Here is a 16751-nt window from a genome sequence, read left to right as displayed (position 1 = left end):
CGCCTTGGACAATTTCTCCTTCATGAAACGAAACCGTCAACCACCGACGTTGGCCGTCGCTCGCTTGCGCATCCAACGCGGCGACACGCTGATCCTGGACGATCTCTCCTGGCGAGTCGAACGCGGTCAGCACTGGGTCATCCTCGGCGCAAATGGTTCTGGCAAGACTTCATTATTGAGCGCGCTGGCGGGCTATCTGATGCCGACCGCTGGAGAAATTGAAGTCCTTGGCCACCGTTATGGGCACACAGACTGGCGCGAGTTGCGAAAGCAAATCGGCCTCGTCAGTTCAAGCATTCGCCAAATGATGGCGGCTGCCGAGCCAGCGCTGGAAACCGTCGTCAGCGGCAAATACGCCATGATAGATCTGTGGGGGCGCGTCACGGCCGCCGACCGCGTGCGCGGGATGCGCATTTTGAAACAAATCGAGTGCGCGCACCTTGCCGAACGTCCCTGGCTTTATCTCTCGCAGGGCGAACGACAACGCGTGCTCATCGGTCGCGCGCTCATGGCCAATCCGCGGCTCTTGATTCTCGATGAACCGTGCGCCGGTCTCGACCCCGTCGCCCGCGAACACTTCCTGCAATTTCTCCAGCGCCTGGGTCGCCGGAAAGCGGCGCCGGCGCTGGTGCAAGTGACCCATCACGTGGAAGAAATCATGCCGGTCTTTTTCCATGTCCTCATTCTGAAGAATGGCCGTCTGCTGGCCGTAGGTAAGAGGCCGATGGTTTTAAGCTCCCGACAACTTTCCCGGGCGTTCGGAGCACCGGTTCGATTGAGGAGGCTGAAGGGCCGCTACACATTAGCCGTCGCCCCACAAGCGGGCGTGGTGATTTGAAGCAGGCAGGATAATCTAAAGAATTCATTGAGTTTTGATTTGCCTTCTCGAGAGCGATGTCTCTCGTCTGATTCGCCTTTCCGATTGCCTGTTGCTCCGCTATCTCGTAAACAGACTTGCACGAGCACTGCGGGGAACCGTAACAATCATGCACGCGGAGAAACCAACCTCGGAATCGCCACCCTGGTGGATGCGGATCGTCATTGGCCGGCGCCCGAAACGCACGCTGGTTCGTCTGATCATCGTGATCGTGGGTTCGGTGGTCATCTTCGGGTTTGTGCTCGTGCCGGCACGCATCGAGGGCATCAGCATGGAGCCGACTTATCGCGACGGCAGAATCAACTTCATCAACCGGCTGGCCTACGTCTGGAGCAAACCCAAACGCGGCGATGTTGTCGCCATCAAGACCACCGGCATGCACATCGTGTACTTGAAACGCATCATCGGTTTGCCCGGCGAAACTTATTCCATCGAGCGGGGTATGGTAATGATAAACAGCCGGCCGCTGGACGAACCGTATGTCGTGAAAAGAGAACCGTGGGAAGAGCCGCCCCGCCATCTGGCCGACGACGAATACCTGGCCATCGGCGACAATCGCGCCACCGACCAGTTCACTCATGCCCACGGGGTCGTCAAGGCACACAGAATTGCGGGAAAGATATTGTGGTAAAAAAGATTTTTTATGTTGTCCTGATCATCCTTGCCGGATGGCTCGGTTTTCTCGGCTATCAGAAATTCTTCCCCAGCGAGGAAAAAAGAGTCCGCCTTCTGCTCGCGGACCTCGCCGAAGTCACTTCGTTCCCGGCGAACGAAAAACCGCTCAGCCGCCTCGCCAGCGCCAACAAATTGGCCGGCCTTTTCAGCACGGACGCTGAAATCAATGTCCAGGTACCCGCTGAGGGCGGACGCTCAATCCACGGACGCGACGAAATCCTGCAGATCGCCCTGGCAGTCCGTTCCCAGATCAGCGGCTTGCGCGTCGAGTTCCTCGACATCAATGTGGGTCTGGATGCGGAGAGGCAATCCGCCACCGCCGAACTGACCGCCAAAGTCACCCAATCTGGTCAGCGCGATTTCGGCGTGCAGGAGTTGAAGATCCAGCTCAAGAAAATCGACGGCACCTGGCGCATCACGCACGTGGACACCGTCAGAACGCTCGGACCGTGACCTTTTTTGTTTGCCCGTAAGGATTCCGTCCAATAATTTTCGCGCTATGAAAATCCCTCTGAGCATGAGCCTTCAGTCTTCTCGCGCGCGGCTTCATCGGCTGGGGTTATCATTCAGTTTTCTGCTATTGCTGGTGATCACTGGTAAGCTGTGTGGACAAACCGGACCGTTTAATCCGGAGCAATGGCCGCCCACCGCCAACGCCGGCAAGAAAGTCCATTTCATCAGCACCGACGACGCGTTGAAACCGGTGAGCACGAATTGGGTCGCCTCTCTGAAAATCCTGACGGGTGGCGACCATCCCACGGAGCCGATCACCATCGCCGGTCACGCCGCCGTGAAAGTTGCGGGCATTAAATTCAACACGGCGGATGAATTGTATCCGACCTGGGCCAGCGAACACGTCATCGACATCTTGATGCAGGTTTATGGCGATGGCGCATTCCTCGACGCCAAGGGCGATCCGCGCTACTTCAACTTTTTAACGGGCACATTGCCGGAGCCGATTGCGGTGGATGGCGGCTCGATCCCCGCGGCAGCCAAAAACCAGAAATGGAACTGGGTGTTGTTTCGAATCCCGAACGGACTGCGGCACATGGACAATGGGCGTCTGGTCGGCACCATTCATCCGAAGGCCAGAGGTGACTCGCCCATCAGTGGCGTCTCGCGTTTAAGCGGACAGAATGGCGGCACTATCAGACTCGATGGCCTTCACGATTTGATCGTCCGTGTGGTTGCCTTTGGCCAGAAGGGCGCTTTTGGCGAGCCGGAACAGATAAACCACTTTGCTCCTTAGCACATGACAAAGCGTCCAGATATTGTTCAACAAAATTCAATTGCCTGTCGCCTGGTGAAACAATCGACCTCAAGCGCCGCCCGATTCTCGCGCAATCTGTTGTGGATTGGCTGCCTCCTTGGCGCGACTACCTTGCCGCTCACCGCACTTGCTGACGAGGTGAGCATAATCAAGAAGACCTACACGTACAAATCCTTCGCCAACTCAACCAACTCGCTTCAGGCCGATGTATATCGTTCTGCCGACGAGAAGGTGAAACCAGTCGTGATTTTCATTCACGGCGGCGCGTTGATGATGGGCGGTCGTGGGGCATCCACAAGACCCGGCTCGCTCTTCGACGTGTTGCTCAAGGCCGGTTATGCTGTCGTCTCCATCGACTATCGTCTCGCGCCGCAAGTGAAGTTGCCGGCGATCCTCGAAGACCTGGAAGACGCTTGCAACTGGGTGCATGAGAAAGGATCTGCGCTGTTTCATATCGACCCGAAGGAGATTGTGGTGATGGGACAATCGGCGGGAGGTTATCTGACTCAGGTCGCGGGTTATCGCGTCAAGCCCCGGCCCAAGGCGCTCGTTTCGTTCTGGGGTTACGGCGACATCACCGGCAAATGGTACGGCGAACCGGACGCGTTCTACCGCACGAAACCACTCGTATCAAAGGAAGATGCGTGGAAGCCCGGCGGGAATCTTTACCTCTATTGCCGCCAGAACGGCCTTTGGCCAAAAATCGTAGCCGGCCTCGACCCCGTCACACAATCCAAGGCGTTTGACCCGTTTTGTCCTGTGCGCAACGTCACCAGGGATTACCCGCCCACCTTGCTGATTCATGGCACCAAAGACACGGACGTGCCCTACGAACTTTCCGTGATGATGGACAAGGAACTCACCGCCAAGGGCGTGAAGCACGAGTTCATCACCATCCCCGACGGCGGCCACGGTTTTGGGCGGAACGATGCGGAGATTGCCGCCAGGACTTATGAGAAGATGGTGCAGTTCCTGAAACAATTTTGAAATAGCCGTGCAAACAAACAAAGTTGGCGTTCAAGCTTCAGATTGTTCCGGCGCTAAGGCGAATGGATGGGGCAACCTCAATGTTGGACCGCCTTGGGAAACACCACCGTCTGCAACCTGAAGGCGGCGTATCTTTGGTTGCGGCCCTGGGGCGCTGCGCCTTGAGGTATAGGCGCTATTGATTTCATCAAGCCGAGGATCCAACGATAAACCGTGATTGTAGCGCGTTGATCGGCCCTCAATTCAGCACCGCACCGTGAAACCGTTGCAGCGTCTCGAGAAAGTCCGGGTCGGAGATTGTCATGGGCGACTGCGAACGCATGACATTCGTCAACGTCAGCCGCTCAATCAAACTGCTGGTTGCGCTGGGATTATGCGCCTTCTTATTCCTCTTCCTCTTTCTGTTCGGCAAATTCGCCGCGGGCATCGCGCAGTTGCTTCCAGCCATTACTGGCGCCACAAAGGAAGCGCGCAACGAATTCAAGGCGCCGGCAATCTGCCTAAACTGGGTGTCCGCTGGCGGTGATCCCTGCGAACCAGCGCGGCTATTCTTTGCTGGCCGGCCATGCGGATGGCCGCCAGATTGCAGCTCGGGAAACCTGCCTGCGCCGATGCCTTGCTTTTGGATTTACCGCTTGATAACGTGTCGTCGTCCGCCCAATCCTGGTAAAACCAGACCATGAGCCGACTTCAAAAAAAGAGCGTTGTCGCCTCGGTGACGGGGCATATCCTTTTGCTGGCGCTGTTGTTCGTCGGCCCGGCGTTCCTGGTGGTCAAGTATGAACCGGGCGGAGCGTCAAAAAACAAACCACCCGAAACGACAATAACAGTCTTGCCAAACCAGCGGGTCGAAAGAACTTTGCACAATGCTGACACCCCCCATTCAGAGAGTTCAGAATCACCGCAGCCACCTGGTCAAACTGCAAGAAAGCCGTCAGCACGGACGGCTAACCGGTGGCCGAAAGTTGATATTTCGAATCCCTTGATCCGCAGTCGCTCTGAATACCGAAAATCAATCCAAGACGGAGAAAGCTCCGAAGGGATGGCTAATCGTGCGGCACAAGTGAACGAGGTTTTGGAAACCATTCGCAAACAATCTTCCACCCAAGGCCGGAGCTCGCCAATAATTCCCGAAGGAAGACCTGTTGTTGATTACCAGAACTTGGTGGAAGCCGTTTATGAAAATGCCTGGCTCCCCCCAGACGGACTCGCGGATGACAGTGTGGCCGTCAGGGTATCGGTCACCGTTTCGCGCAATGGCGCTGTCTCCTCCTACCAGGTTCTCAGACTATCGGGAGTTTTCGCGTTGGACACCTCAATCGCGGCCGTGCTTGACCGGGTCAAAGCCATTGGCCAACCCTTTCCCGCCAGCGATCAAGCAACGCAACGCATGTTTATCATCAACTTCCATCTCAAAGCCAAACGCACTTTGGAATGAAACCACGCCTGAACACCACGATCCGCCTGGCGGCACTCTTGATCGCCTGTGTCGGCCTGTTCTTTTTGTACCGCTGGTTTCATGTCGTCGTGAATCCAGACGACGAACTGACCTACTCGGAAGCGCGCGGAAAACCACCGGCCGAAGCACCGTCGTTGCAGATCAGCGCGGACTCGCGGCGCCGGGAATTGACCCAGATCATCAAGTCCCAACTCGCCGCCTTCCGCGACGATGATTACGTGACGGCATATACTTTCGCCGCCGCCGGCGTCAAGACGCAGTATCCACTGGCGGCGTTTGAGCGGATGGTCAAGGGCGGCTATCCGGTCATCGCGCGGTTCAAGTCGGCGGAGTTCGGCGTGGTGCGCGACAACGGCGAGGAAGCGGTTGTGAACGTGGAGGTGGAAGGTGAATCCGGCAACGTCGTGCACTACCAATATTTTTTGCGAAAGGAAGACGCGGGCTGGAAAATCAACGGCGTCATCGCGGTCAAGCCGAAGGGCACCGTGGCTTAGTCGATGCTGTTGGTTGCGCGAGGAACGCCCGCATCACCGGTGAATCCTGCCGCAAACCGAAACACCCCAACCCATCAACCGACCGTCCTTGAAGGCAGGCTGAGTTTTGTGATAGTGATTCGCCGCTGCCAAACAAAAAAAATGAAATCCAAGCACGCTCATTACGGCGCCAGGCAATCGGTTGGCAGAACATTTCGCACTCAATGGCTCTTGACGGTCTGGTTTGCCGTGGTGGCCGGACTCCTGAATCCGGTTCACGCGAGCGAGTCAGCGTCGCCCAGCATCGACGCGGCGGCCTTCGCCCGCAGCGTCACCATTTATCGCGATCAATACGGAATGCCGCACATCGACGGGCCGACGGATGAATCCGTGATCTTCGGTTTCGCGTATTGTCAGGCGGAGGATTATTTGTGGCAGCTTGAAGAGTCGTATGTTGCCGGATTGGGACGGGCCAGCGAATTGAACGGGGAGGCGGCCTATTCCGGCGATTGGTTGAATCGACTGTTCGAGGTGCCGCGTCTGGCGCGGGAAGATTTCGAGAAACTTCCACCCAAGGACCGCGCCGTGTGTGCCGCGTTCGTCGCGGGCATCAACTATTACATCGAGAAAAATCCCGGCGTGAAATTGCGCCTGCTGGAACGCTTTGAGCCGTGGTATTTGATGGCCTTTGGTCGGAACGTCCTGTTGCAAACCATTTACCAGGGAACGCACACTGCCAAATCCGACTTCGCCAAGAACAGCGATGCAACCGAAGCAGAATTCATCGGGAGCAACGCTTACGCCATCGCTCCCGGCCGGACGAAGAACCATTCCACGATGCTTTTTTCCAATCCGCACCAGCCGTATTACGGCTTTGGTCAGTTTTACGAAGCGCACCTTCACAGCGGCGAGGGTCTGAATTTTTCCGGGGCCACTTTTTTCGGCAGTCCGCTTACCACCATTGGACACAATGAAAACATGGGGTGGACTTTCACGGTGAACAAGCCCAACACCGGCGATGCCTGGCAGGAAACGTTTGACGATCCCGGCCACCCGCTGAATTACAAGTATGGCGATGGTTATCGCACCGCGACCGAATGGCATGACACCATCAAAGTCAAAACGACCAATGGCATGACCGAGCGTGAGGTGACCTTTCGGAAAACACACCACGGCCCGATTGCCGAAAAGATCAACGACACCAGACAAATCGCGGTGAACATCGCCAAATTTCGCGAAGCCTTCTACCCGCGCCAATCGCTCCAGATGCTCAAGGCGAAAAACTTGTCCGAGTTTCTCAATGCCATGTCCCGCCTGGAGCAGCACATTTACAATGTCGTGTATGCCGACCGCGATGGAAACATCCTGTATCTTTACAACGGTATCGTGCCCAAGCGCGACCCGGCCTTCGAAGCCGAGAAACCACTGGATGGCGCCAATCCGCGCACCGAATGGCAGGGTTATCACGCCTTCAACGAATTGCCGCGCGTGTTAAATCCGATCTCGGGTTTTGTTCAGAACTGCAACCAGACTCCGTTCACCACCACGGACGATGGCAATCCGTTCCCCGGAAATTATCCTGCCTACATGATCCAGAAGAAGGAGCAGAACGACGATAAGCGCCGGGCGAGAATGGCGCGTTACCTCTTGCGCAATGTCCACGACATCACCTTCGAAAAATGGGAGACGCTGTGTCTGGACACGACCATTTACTGGGCGCTGACGGAGTTGCCAAAATACAAAATTCAGTTTGAAGAGTTGAAGCAGACCGACCCGGAACTTGCCCGCAAAGCCGAACCGTATTTCACTCATCTGTTGAACTGGGATTGCCGCGGCGGCGTGAAGTCCACGCAGGCAAGCCTCTGCGTTCAATGGTATGAGGAACTGGTCGGGCCAGGTTTTGCCACGAAAGAGAGCCTGAAACCGGAAATGATCAACAACCCCAAAGCGCAGTTTCAAGCGCTCGTGACGGCGGCGGAAAAGCTGCAACACATTTACGGCAATTGGAAAATTGCCTGGGGCGACATCCACCGACTGCAACGACAAGCCAACGTGGCAGACCTCGCCAAGGTTCCGTTCAGCGACAAATTGCCGAGTGTGCCTACGGCTGGCATTCCCGGCACCTTGGGAGTCGCGTTCACGCAGTATTACACCCCGCCAATCCCGGGGCACGTTGACCGTAGCAAGCAGTACGCGGTGGTGGGCAACAGTTTTATGGGTGTGTTCGAATTCGGGAAGAAGACGGTGCGCGCCAAAACTCTTCTGCAGTACGGCGCCAGCAGCGACCCGGCGTCGCCACACTTCTTCGACCAGGCGCAACTGCTCTCGCAACGCAAGTTCAAGGAATCTCCGTTCTACTGGAAAGACGTCGTGGCTCAGGCGACGAGGACATACCACCCGGGGGAAAAGTAAAATTGAGCTAACGCTGTTATCGGCTTGAAATCCATTCTGATAGATGAGTTGATGCCGCCATGCGAACGCTCTGTTTCCGGGCGGCATTGTTCGGTGTGATGGCAATGAATGCTTCGGCTGCCAACGACGGTTCTCGCGTGGTCATTTATGAGGGAATTGCAACCGAGATCGTTGCGCCACCCACGTCTTTCCCTGCCACCAACGCTGCTGACCTCTGGGTGAAACTCGCCGACCTCAAGCGCGCCAGCCGGTTCGAACTCAAGCCGGAGGGAGTGTGCCGCGATGAACTTTGTTTTCCCATTCCAGCGGACCGGAAACAGTCGTTCCTGACAACAAACGCGGCGGTCACCTGGTTCAATCTGAACGAGTTTGCCCGGCTTTTGCACCAGCCCGCGGCTTACGACGCAGAAGCCGCGATTTGGTATTTCGGTCCGCGCGCCGCCGAACAGAACGGCTATCTGACCTCGCTCATGGCACCCGACTTCACGCTGCCGGACTTGAAAGGCAAGGCGCACTCACTCTCGGATTTTCGCGGCAAGAAGGTGCTGCTCATCACCTGGGCATCGTGGTGAGGGTGCCGCTTCGATCTGCCAGTTTGGCAGATATTTTACCAGGAGTTGAAGGATCGGAATTTCGAGATTGTTTCCGTCGCGCAGGACACCGGAGGCGCGAAGGATGCGGGGCCGTGGATTGAGAAGGCGAAACTGGATTACACGGTTCTCATCGACACGCAGCACGTCGTCACCCGGCTCTACAACATGGTGAATGTGCCCACCGCCGTCTGGATCAACGAACAGGGTCGGATCGTTCGCCCCAATGAGGTCGCCTACGCCGACAATCGTTATCAGGCGCTGCACGGATTGGACGCCGCGCCCTACCTCGACGCGATTCGCGATTGGGTGGCCAAGGGCGAACAAAGCGCGTTCGTGTTGAGTGAACCGGAATTAAGAGCGCGCCTGACACCGCCGCCACCCGAATGGGCGCTGGCGGCGGCAGAGTTCGGTCTGGCCGAGCACCTTTATCGCACGGGCCAGACCGCGGCCTCCATCCGGCATTACAAAGAAGCGCAGCGATTGAATCCGGAAAGTTGGAATTACAAACGGCAAGCCTGGACACTCTCGGACGCGCAACGCGATTACGGCACCAGCTTTTCCAAGGAAGTACAAAAGCTCAACGGGAAACCCTACTACGCTCCGCGCCGTCTGCCGGAACTGAAGAAGCCGGATTGACGTGTCCGAAAGAAATTCAATTGAAAAATGGACGATGGCGTTGGCGAAGATCACAGTGCATGGTTGAAACGTTCATTTGACCAGCTTCCGGAGCACGCGCTCCAACCGCGTCCCCAGTTTGACAGTTCACTGTTCTGCCGGCCCGTTGCTCCTTCTTCATCGTACATCTTTCAACGAGGCGCGATGAAGATGTTTGTCGAAATTGGCCCAGACGTAGCCACCGCCGATTTGAATCTGTTGCACGCCGTTGAGTACAGCGCCCCGAGTGTTGACATACGCTAGATTGCGAACTTTCCCTTCGCCAGCATCCACGCAAGCGATGAAACCAGTGCCACCAATCCACAAATTCTGGCCATCCAGCGTCATGGTGGTTACTGCCGAGCACGGCAAACCCTCTACCTCCCCAAACTTCCGCAACTGACCATTCATTAAGTCCATGACATGCACACCCAATTCACAAGTGGCGTTTAGCCGCCCATCGTAATCTAGTTGCGATCGATCCTGGCCGAGAAATATTCGCTCTGAGTCTGCCACCAGGCAACCACCACCCACTTTCTCAATCGTTTCCCAAGTTTCATCCTGCGGTTTGTACCGCCGCAAGCCTGCGCCGTGCCCCAGCACCCATATCTCCCCATTCGGGCTGGTCGTGATTCCGAAAACCAATTTGCCCGGTGGTAGCTCGCGTGATCCGATCAGGTGGCCATTGTCAGAGCGCCCTTGAAGATTCGGCTTGTCCAGAAGCGAACGCGTATAGGAAACGATTCGTCGCGTGGATACATCGAGGCGTCCGAGTCCGCCACTGGGTCCATGACCGTAACCAATCCACAGCGTGTCTTTGGCGAGGTGAAGTTCCGTGATGTAATCCATCATCAAGCCATCCTTCACGGTCAGCCGGCGGCACTGGCGAGTGGCTTTATCTATCTCGATCAACCCTTCACCCGCTGTTCCAATCCAGATGTTGGTTGAGCCGGGGCACAGCCGGGTGATCGCCGTCGAACCTTCGATCGGCAGGCGGATGGTGAAATTGGTCTTTAGGTCAAAATCGAGCTGCATCAATTGATCACCGATGCAGATCCACAGCCCATCCGGTGTAGTCGCGAACACGGAAGGCTCGTGCAGACAGAAACAGGCGTCACCCATCTCAAACTCACGCGGGTCAGACGCGACCGGCAGTCCCAATTTTTTCTGGCAATACGCGACCTCTTTACGAGTGAGTACGGGAGTAAAAGCTTTGCCCCAAAGACCGCCGTTTCCCATCAGAACTGGCCGGTTGGAGTAGCCTTGAAAAACTTCCAATGCCTTCTGCCACTCTTGCGCACCGAGATAGCTGAAGGCCAACCCCATCTTGTCCTCGTTACCGACCGAGAGGCCGGGGTTTTTGCCCGCCGCATGTATCAAGAGGGCCTTTGTTTTCGCCGCAATAGAATAAAGCTTTTTCTCCGCAGCCCAGCGATAGACCGGGCTGGCGAGCAGTTGAATATAGTAACGGGACTCAAACATCTCTCGCGGATTTTCTGAATCCCTGTCGAGCGATCGTTCAAATTCCGAGATGATCGGCGCGTTGGTATCCAACTGAAACGTGACGACGCCCGCCAGGATATGTGGGGCCAGATTGGATGATGCCGCCTGAAGTTTCGGCAGTAGTTCCACCAGTCGTTTGGCGGCAGCCGCGTGGTTAGTTCCAAAAGCTTCGACGTACTTCCCCAAACCCGTGTTGTAGAAGTCCACGCCAAACATGTGCCCCCGCACCTGTTTTTCCCAAGCCTGCATGTCCCGAAACAAACGTTCCTCGGCCACCCTTTCTGCTTCCGATGTGCCACGCTTTTCAAGGATAACCTCTTCGTTCGCGGCCTTAAGCTGATTTTGGTAGAATTCCAGAGAGGCCACGTTGGAAGCGCGTTGGGCAGCAGATTCAAACCAGCGACGCTTCTCTTCGGGGCTGTAGAAGCGCCTGAATCCCCACACCAACTCTTCCTCCGCATCTCGAGTCCATTTGTCACTCACTGAGCCTTCAATGATCTCCCGGTATAGATCACGTGCTTCATCCACACGGTTGATAAACGCCGATTTATAGCAACCGGCGAGACCCATTTTGGCTTCGCGATTTCTCGGGTCGAGGAGCATCACGGTTTCAAATGCCCGGATTGCCTCCTCAATGTTCCGACGGTTGCGAGCCAGATCACTGGCCGACAAGTTGCCGGTATATCCAATCCAGTCAGAGAATTGCCCCCGATTGCTCAATTTGACAGACATGAGAATATCCCGGCCAACGGCCAACTGTGCGCGCAGCTCGGTCACGCGGGTCGGCGACAATGCCGCCTGGTCCCGTTTCATCACGCCATCGATGAACGCTCTGACCTGCTGAAACAAAAGCTCGCCCGGCTTGTTCCGCAAAGCGATTTGTTGATTTCGCCCGAACATGCGCCGCACATTGAGAACCAACTCTACCTCGAATTGAGAAGTCTCGTACGATTGGTAATATCCATCCACCATCCAATAGGCAGACTGCATCGCTGGGGCATTTGTGTCCGCCACATCGGTCAACCCCGCCAGGTCGAGTCGCACCTCCTGAAGCAAGGTGCTAGCGAACTCACGCTCCAGCAGCGTGATGCTGGTCTTCTGGTAGGCAGCAGTGAGGTAAGAGCGTAATTGCGTCGGAAATGTCGCCTGGCGATTGTTTACACTTAGGTCGTCAAAACTTCCCACAGCCAGATACACCGGGGATTTCGCCTCAGCGGCATTCTGGCGACACCGACGTATGAAACCCGCCAGATCGGATGCCAGACGCATCGGGGACTGCCCACTAGCGAAAACACCCCCCTCGCGGAGTATACCCGTGCGCGCATCCACGGCCCGCACAACAATTGAGTTGGTTCCGTTGAAGTTGAAGCTGCTGCCCAGCAGAAACCAATCGGCGCGGACGAGTTTCCCGACGCGAACAGCATCCCGCGCGCGGATGAGACCCGACAGACTCAGATTCATTTCCTGCAGCGCCCTATCGAGGGATTGTCTCTCGACCAGTTCCAGCCCCTTTGCTCCGGTCAGTTCTGCCAGCGTCAGATCAGCGGTCTTCCGGTTCGTCTCTTCGTCAGCAAAGCCGAGGCTGCCAATCGCCAAGCGAACCGGACGTTTCATATCCAGCACAGCCGGGGCTGGCTGCGCCCCTGGAGCAGGTCCAAGCATTTTCGCCATGTGCCGTGTCATTTCATCATCAGAGATCGCGGAAAACTTCGTGTCCGAGTTTGCGTATCTGAGGATCATCCACGCCGCCAGACCGCCGATAGCCAACAACGCAGTCGCGAAAAGTAAGAATCGTTTGTTCATATCGAAATAGGATTGGAACTATTCGTTGCCTAGCGCGTCAGATTTGGAACAACACGCTCTGCCACCTCTATTGCTGCGTTTTGCAGCGCGGTCTTCGCCGCGGTTTGCTCCGTCACGTCCACGGCCACGGAGGTTTGGCGGTCCACCACCAGGATTTCGCCCGTTCTTCTTCGGGCCTTGATCTCAACGCGGGCTTTGCACGAAATCAAATTCCCTTTGCGCAGACCGAATGCGCTGAACGCCTCGCCGATTATTTCGATGTCCGCTTTCTGCGGCGATTTGTCGTCCACGAGGTTGAAGCCACACTCTTGAAGTATCTTCCCGAATTCCGTCTCGGCGGCCGGATCAATGATCTGCCGAACCTGCCCGGCATGATGCTGCTCGGCGATTTTCACCGAAACTGCAGGCCGCTTGTCGGACTTCAACGCCTTCTTGATTTTGGCGATGCGTTCCTCACGCGTTTCGACCTTGGCCACGAGCGTGTCGCCCTTCGCAGAAACCGTCGCTGCAATTTTCTTCGCCAGTTCCGCCGACAGGTCAGTCATCGATGCGCTCGCCGCACCTTTGACCAACTCGCCATAAACGCGGCTGGTTTCCGTGCCGATGACCTTGGCAACGACAATCAATTCCTTGTCCGCCTTGAACACGCGCCCGGTGACGAGCACTTTGGCGCCGGTCAAATGGCCGACTTTCGCTGCGCTCTCGGCACTGACGGTTCCGGACAGACCCAGTTCCTGTTCGCCCAACACCTTCTCCAACTCCGCCCGTTCCACAGTGATAATTTGCGATTCGGCCGACAGGTTCGCGTTGATGAGTGCGGCGACTTTGGGGCCAAGGTCGCGCACAACTTCGTCCTTCGACTCGAAGTCGAAGACGGCGACGGTGAGAACTTGCGGCTCGGCAGCACGTGCAAGGGCAGCAGATACGAGCAGTGCAGTGAGAAGAATAGCTCGGATAGTTTTCATGTTTCGAGGTCAGTGTGAAGTTTCAACTTGGGGCAAATCCAGCGGCGCGGGATGAATCGCTGCTTCCGCGAGATGAATCAAATTCAATTGGGCTTGCGGGCTTTCACCTAGGCGCAAAACCAAAACTGCTTGCGCCACGACGATGGCGCCATTGCCGATGCGCACGGTATAGAAGGACGGTTGTAGCGGGGCATGCTTCGCCGGCGGCGGTTGCAACCATACAACCATCACGCCGCGTTTCGCCAGTGCTCGGATGTCATCCGCGAGGTTTACGCGCATCTGTAGCTTTGAGTCGAACGGGCCGAAGATGGCGAGTTTGCCGTGGAATTTATCGGTGCCGTCTTCTACCAAGTCCTGGTGCGGAACGCGGAATTGTTTGAGCAACGGCTTGAACTGATTGGCCGGATCGAAAACGCCGAGCCGCTCCTCACCCGCCAACAACTTGAGCTGGCCGAGCAGATTTGTCGGGTACACGAACACCTCGGTTGTGCCGAGTACCCGGTTTGTGCCATCAAGCCATTGAATCAGAAATCGGGTTTCCGCCCGCACATTGGGGAAAGAAATCTCCGCCGACTCGACAATCGTTTGGCCCGGCAATACTTGGAGTGTTTTCCACGGAATTTCGCTCAAGCGTGTCAGCGTGGCGGAAGTCGTCTGAAGCCGCCGTATCGTAAGGTCGGCCTCGAATTGTTCCTGGCCAGCATTGTGAAAGAATACGGTGATGGTTTGAGTTGCGTTTCCGAAGACGCACTGGGGGCCGGCGTCCGGCAAAACGTGCAATTGGGTGCATGCGCCAAACACACGACCTGTCACTACTGCCAACCAGAGATAATATGACCAAGAAATACTCACGACGGAGTCTCCAGAGTTCGGGCTTCGATTCGATATGGACTGGTTTTGCTTCCGAGCGATGCGCTCGACCAGACAAATCGTCTGCCCACCAGCATCACATTTCCCTTCGCGTCAAGCAAAACGTCGAATTCATCTCTGTTGACGCGAATCTGCTGGCCGCTGAACGTTACGAAAGTTTGACAGCCATGCGGCCCGCAAATCCTGAGATAGACAGGTGGAGAGTTGGGCACATCCGCCTTTTCTCCTAGAATCAATCGCGCGCCTTGTTCGTCGAAAACAATGGCCTGAAGTTGATTCGGAAACAGAATTTCTATTTCACGAAAGTATTTTTTGGCCTGAGTTAAAGACAAAACGGTTTCATCCGGAGCCTGTCCTCTCCAAAAACCGATGACGAGTCCAACAGCAACGCAGGCGCTTGCCAAAGCGAGTCTCTTCAACGAAGTCGCAAGAGTAAGCCTGCGCGGTTTCTCCGTCGTAAATTTTCCGGCCGTTTGAGATTGCCAATGGGTGTTGGCCGTCACCCTCTTGGGAAACTGCTCCCAATATTCATCGGAGCGCGCGGACACCTCCGCACTTTTCAGCACGCGTTCGAGATCCGAGTTATTCATGAGCATTCGTCTTCAACCAGCGTTTCAATTTATTACGCGCCGCAAAAACCCGCCACGAAACCGTGGTTTCCGAGCAGCCCAAAACACGTGCCGCTTCCGCATGACTCATCCCGTCGTAAATCGTAAGCACGATCGCAGCGCGTTGCTTCACATTCAGCGTCAGCAGCGCCTCTTGCACCCGCTGTGCCAGGACCGTTTTTGGGTTGATCACGGTTTCCTGGCGGCTGCTCCAGTCCTCATGCAACTGCGCGCGTCGTGCCTGGCGTTTTTTCCAGTTCAAACAACGATTTACCGCAATTCGATACAGCCATGAGGAAAATCTCGCTTCGGCCCGATAGGAGGCGAGCTGCGAGTAGGCCTGGCAAAAAGTCTCTTGCGCCAGATCTTCGGCGTCCGCCATCGAACCGGTCATACGAAATGTGAGCGCGTGTATCATGCGCTGATAACTTCTAACCAATGCTTCAAAAGCTTCGTGATCGCCGTTCTGGCTTCGCAAAATCCAGTCCTTCTCATCGTTCGTCGCGGCCATCCGGCGCCCTTTTACCTGATTCGACAACTGGCGGCGATGGATCCTTTGAAAAATTATTGCCCGTGCTCCTTGGCGAGCGCTAATAAAGGACAAGTGGGGCATTCCATCGCGGCTTCGAGTTCTAACTGAGCAGCGATGGCGGCGGCGCATTCCAGATGCGACGATATTTCGGCAGGCGTTTCTGAAACTGGCGCACTCGCCGCAAAATTTTTGAAATCATTTCCCGATCTTCGCGCCGCAGTTTCTTTACGCCGGTGTAAGCAATGTAAAGCCGCAGCAGGTTAGTCCGGGAAAGCCGGGTTTGGAACAACGCTGAGTGAGCCAGCGCGCCAAGGTCTTTCAAATACCAACGCCAACGATGCCGTCGCGGACCAACCACGCGCTGCAAATCGATCAAGAACAAGTCCATCGTGTCACCGCGCTCCACGACGAAAATATGTTTCAGATAAAGGTCCTTGTGAATGAAGCCCGCGCCATGAAATGCCGCGGCCAGTTTGCCGATGCGCTCCAGCAATTGCCACTTGCGTCGCGGCGGAGCGCCGCGCAGCCGTTGCAAGATAAATTCATCAGCCGGCGCGCCGCCGACAATTTCCTGTTGCAACAAGAAACTGGCGGTCACTACACCACAACATCGGCGTTGTCCCAGGGCCACGGGCGCGGCCGTAAGAAACCCGTGCTGGCGGAGTAACAGGATTTTTTGACATTCGCGCGCGGCTTCATCGTCGGCGCCGGGCCAGTGGATGGCGCGCCAGAAAAACTTCCAGCGCGAGAGGTAGCCGGTTTCGTAACGTTTTAGATAACAGACGAGTGGGGGTCCGTGACCCTCGGCGAGTTGAAGCTGCACGGTGGAGCGTCCCGGCACGGCGCGGACGACCGCTCCGGATTGCTCCGCCATGACTCTTTCAAACGTGTCGAGTCCGTTGGCCCGCAGCACCGGCACGAAGGACTCGAACGCCAGCACCTTGCCGTCGTCGAGCGGAATCGTGTGATGTTGGATCATCGGGCCGGAAGCTTCTCGTGAAGCCGGGCCGATTATTTGGGGCGGGGTGGTTTCTGTCCACCGGATTCTTGAGGTCACATTCCCTTGTGCG

At 56.2% G+C, this 16751-nt stretch carries 17 protein-coding genes; 10 read left to right on the top strand and 7 right to left on the bottom strand.

The window, feature by feature from the left end:
• Positions 1-22 precede the first annotated feature (22 nt).
• The 5 genes from HY298_26660 (at position 23) to HY298_26640 (ending at position 3809) form a co-directional block, all read left to right on the top strand.
• Complete coding sequence (locus tag HY298_26660) at positions 23-838, top strand: ABC transporter ATP-binding protein (GenBank protein MBI3853823.1); 816 nt, start codon at positions 23-25, stop codon at positions 836-838.
• Between the two features lie 148 nt (positions 839-986).
• Entirely contained in the window at positions 987-1508 is a 522-nt protein-coding gene (gene lepB, locus HY298_26655) for a signal peptidase I (GenBank protein MBI3853822.1), read from the top strand.
• Entirely contained in the window at positions 1502-2005 is a 504-nt protein-coding gene (locus tag HY298_26650; protein ID MBI3853821.1) for a hypothetical protein, read from the top strand. Before lepB ends, HY298_26650 begins: the two co-directional genes overlap by 7 nt.
• A gap of 46 nt (positions 2006-2051) precedes the next feature.
• Entirely contained in the window at positions 2052-2801 is a 750-nt protein-coding gene (locus HY298_26645) for a hypothetical protein (protein MBI3853820.1), read from the top strand.
• A 54-nt stretch (positions 2802-2855) separates the two neighbouring features.
• Complete coding sequence (locus HY298_26640; GenBank protein MBI3853819.1) at positions 2856-3809, top strand: alpha/beta hydrolase; 954 nt, start codon at positions 2856-2858, stop codon at positions 3807-3809.
• A 238-nt stretch (positions 3810-4047) separates the two neighbouring features.
• Here the strand turns inward: HY298_26640 and HY298_26635 are convergent, their stop codons facing one another.
• A complete protein-coding gene (locus HY298_26635) occupies positions 4048-4236 on the bottom strand; it encodes a hypothetical protein (protein ID MBI3853818.1) in 189 nt (62 codons plus the stop codon).
• A gap of 252 nt (positions 4237-4488) precedes the next feature.
• On the opposite strand from HY298_26635, the gene HY298_26630 reads away from it, so the two are divergent.
• From HY298_26630 to HY298_26610, 5 genes are all read left to right on the top strand, one after another.
• Positions 4489-5247, top strand: a complete 759-nt coding sequence (locus tag HY298_26630; protein MBI3853817.1) for a TonB C-terminal domain-containing protein — start codon at positions 4489-4491, stop codon at positions 5245-5247.
• Positions 5244-5762: a DUF4864 domain-containing protein gene (locus HY298_26625; GenBank protein ID MBI3853816.1), complete on the top strand. Its 519-nt coding sequence runs from the start codon at positions 5244-5246 to the stop codon at positions 5760-5762. The genes HY298_26630 and HY298_26625 overlap by 4 nt, the downstream gene beginning before the upstream one ends.
• A gap of 141 nt (positions 5763-5903) precedes the next feature.
• Entirely contained in the window at positions 5904-8153 is a 2250-nt protein-coding gene (locus HY298_26620) for a penicillin acylase family protein (protein ID MBI3853815.1), read from the top strand.
• 470 nt (positions 8154-8623) lie between these two features.
• Positions 8624-8725, top strand: coding sequence for a redoxin domain-containing protein (locus HY298_26615; protein MBI3853814.1), 102 nt, complete (start codon positions 8624-8626; stop codon positions 8723-8725).
• A 45-nt stretch (positions 8726-8770) separates the two neighbouring features.
• Positions 8771-9382, top strand: coding sequence for a TlpA family protein disulfide reductase (locus tag HY298_26610; protein MBI3853813.1), 612 nt, complete (start codon positions 8771-8773; stop codon positions 9380-9382).
• A 156-nt stretch (positions 9383-9538) separates the two neighbouring features.
• Here HY298_26610 and HY298_26605 read toward each other — a convergent pair whose 3' ends face one another.
• The 6 genes from HY298_26605 to HY298_26580 are packed head-to-tail and all read right to left on the bottom strand — an operon-like array spanning position 9539 to position 16660.
• On the bottom strand, positions 9539-12706 hold the full coding sequence (locus HY298_26605) for a hypothetical protein (GenBank protein MBI3853812.1): 3168 nt from the start codon (positions 12704-12706) through the stop codon (positions 9539-9541).
• A gap of 29 nt (positions 12707-12735) precedes the next feature.
• Positions 12736-13671 carry a curli assembly protein CsgG gene (locus tag HY298_26600; protein MBI3853811.1) on the bottom strand — a complete coding sequence of 312 codons (936 nt, stop codon included), beginning with the start codon at positions 13669-13671 and terminating at the stop codon, positions 12736-12738.
• Positions 13672-13680: 9 nt separating this feature from the next.
• Positions 13681-14523: a hypothetical protein gene (locus tag HY298_26595; protein ID MBI3853810.1), complete on the bottom strand. Its 843-nt coding sequence runs from the start codon at positions 14521-14523 to the stop codon at positions 13681-13683.
• Positions 14520-15131 carry a hypothetical protein gene (locus HY298_26590; protein MBI3853809.1) on the bottom strand — a complete coding sequence of 204 codons (612 nt, stop codon included), beginning with the start codon at positions 15129-15131 and terminating at the stop codon, positions 14520-14522. The genes HY298_26595 and HY298_26590 overlap by 4 nt, the downstream gene beginning before the upstream one ends.
• Positions 15124-15762, bottom strand: coding sequence for an RNA polymerase sigma factor (locus HY298_26585; protein MBI3853808.1), 639 nt, complete (start codon positions 15760-15762; stop codon positions 15124-15126). Before HY298_26585 ends, HY298_26590 begins: the two co-directional genes overlap by 8 nt.
• A gap of 19 nt (positions 15763-15781) precedes the next feature.
• Positions 15782-16660 carry a hypothetical protein gene (locus tag HY298_26580; GenBank protein ID MBI3853807.1) on the bottom strand — a complete coding sequence of 293 codons (879 nt, stop codon included), beginning with the start codon at positions 16658-16660 and terminating at the stop codon, positions 15782-15784.
• Positions 16661-16751: the final 91 nt, after the last annotated feature.

Source organism: Verrucomicrobiota bacterium (assembly GCA_016200005.1).
In the GTDB taxonomy this organism is placed as follows: domain Bacteria; phylum Verrucomicrobiota; class Verrucomicrobiia; order Limisphaerales; family PALSA-1396; genus PALSA-1396.
The sequence above is the reverse complement of the archived record's forward strand: the minus strand, read 5'-3'. Positions and strand labels throughout refer to the sequence as shown.

Coding starts and splice junctions, on each gene's coding strand:
- HY298_26585 (MBI3853808.1), bottom strand. CDS start 15,762: ATGCCCCACTTGTCCTTTATTAGCGCTCGCCAAGGAGCACGGGCAATA.
- HY298_26635 (MBI3853818.1), bottom strand. CDS start 4,236: ATGCCCGCGGCGAATTTGCCGAACAGAAAGAGGAAGAGGAATAAGAAG.
- HY298_26620 (MBI3853815.1), top strand. CDS start 5,904: ATGAAATCCAAGCACGCTCATTACGGCGCCAGGCAATCGGTTGGCAGA.
- HY298_26660 (MBI3853823.1), top strand. CDS start 23: ATGAAACGAAACCGTCAACCACCGACGTTGGCCGTCGCTCGCTTGCGC.
- lepB (MBI3853822.1), top strand. CDS start 987: ATGCACGCGGAGAAACCAACCTCGGAATCGCCACCCTGGTGGATGCGG.
- HY298_26600 (MBI3853811.1), bottom strand. CDS start 13,671: ATGAAAACTATCCGAGCTATTCTTCTCACTGCACTGCTCGTATCTGCT.
- HY298_26645 (MBI3853820.1), top strand. CDS start 2,052: ATGAAAATCCCTCTGAGCATGAGCCTTCAGTCTTCTCGCGCGCGGCTT.
- HY298_26630 (MBI3853817.1), top strand. CDS start 4,489: ATGAGCCGACTTCAAAAAAAGAGCGTTGTCGCCTCGGTGACGGGGCAT.
- HY298_26625 (MBI3853816.1), top strand. CDS start 5,244: ATGAAACCACGCCTGAACACCACGATCCGCCTGGCGGCACTCTTGATC.
- HY298_26615 (MBI3853814.1), top strand. CDS start 8,624: ATGGCACCCGACTTCACGCTGCCGGACTTGAAAGGCAAGGCGCACTCA.
- HY298_26605 (MBI3853812.1), bottom strand. CDS start 12,706: ATGAACAAACGATTCTTACTTTTCGCGACTGCGTTGTTGGCTATCGGC.
- HY298_26590 (MBI3853809.1), bottom strand. CDS start 15,131: ATGAATAACTCGGATCTCGAACGCGTGCTGAAAAGTGCGGAGGTGTCC.
- HY298_26580 (MBI3853807.1), bottom strand. CDS start 16,660: ATGATCCAACATCACACGATTCCGCTCGACGACGGCAAGGTGCTGGCG.